This window comes from Pseudotabrizicola sediminis, assembly GCF_004745575.1.
In the GTDB taxonomy this organism is placed as follows: Bacteria; Pseudomonadota; Alphaproteobacteria; order Rhodobacterales; family Rhodobacteraceae; genus Pseudotabrizicola; species Pseudotabrizicola sediminis.
This window is the reverse complement of sequence record NZ_RPEM01000051.1, coordinates 1-1001: the sequence shown is the minus strand read 5'-3', so window position 1 is coordinate 1001 and position 1001 is coordinate 1. Positions and strand designations below refer to the sequence as shown.

General features: G+C 66.9%; 1 protein-coding gene. It reads left to right on the top strand.

Annotated features, from left to right (window positions below; genetic code table 11):
* Window positions 1–1001, top strand: a 1001-nt coding sequence (locus EEB11_RS19250) for a heavy metal translocating P-type ATPase (protein ID WP_135434197.1), incomplete at both ends; no start/stop codon positions are given.

Sequence of the window (1001 nt, the reverse complement as noted above, 5' to 3'; positions counted from 1 at the left end):
CGCACCGGCGACGCGATCCGCGCGCTGCTGGACCTCGCGCCCAAAACCGCGCGGCGCATCCTGCCAGATGGTACCGAATATGACGCGCCACTGGAAAACATCATCGAGGGCGACCGGCTGCGCGTGCGCCCCGGCGATGCGGTCCCGGTCGATGGCGTGGTGATTGAGGGACGGTCTTCGATAGATGAGAGCATGCTGACTGGCGAGTCGATGCCCGTCGAAAAGGGTCCGGGCGATGCGTTGACCGGGGCCACGATCAACAAGAACGGCAGCCTTGTGATCGAGGCGGGCAAGGTTGGCGCGGATACGGTGCTGGCGCAGATCGTGGCCATGGTATCGAACGCACGCCGCTCGCGCGCTCCGATCCAGGGGATGGCCGACCGGGTGTCGGCGGTGTTCGTGCCGACGGTCGTGGGCATTGCAATTTTCGCTTTCGTTGTCTGGTTGATCTTCGGCCCCGACCCCGCGCTGGTCTTTGCCATCGCCTCGGCGGTGTCGGTGCTGATCATCGCCTGCCCTTGTGCGCTGGGGCTGGCCACACCCATCTCGATCACCACGGCGGCAGGGCGCGGCGCGCAGGCCGGGGTGCTGATCAAGGACGCGGAAGCACTGGAGCGGATGGCGAGCGTTGATACGCTGATCGTGGACAAGACCGGCACGCTGACCATGGGCAAGCCGAAGCTGACGGATACTGTGGTGCTGGGCGAGGTCGCAGAGGCCGACCTGCTTTCGCTGGCTGCGGCGTTGGAGCGTGGGTCGGAACACCCGTTGGCCGAAGCCATTGTCGAAGGTGCCGAGGCGCAGGGTGCGCCGCGGCAAGAGGCTGCGGATTTTGAGGCTGTCACCGGCAAGGGCGTGCGCGGCACGGTTGGGGGGCGCGCTGTGGCGCTTGGCAAAGCGGCAATGATGTCGGAGTTGGGGCTGGACACGCGCACGGCGGAGGCGCAGGCCGACACCCTGCGCGCCGAAGGCAAGACCGCAATGTTCATCGCGGTCGATGG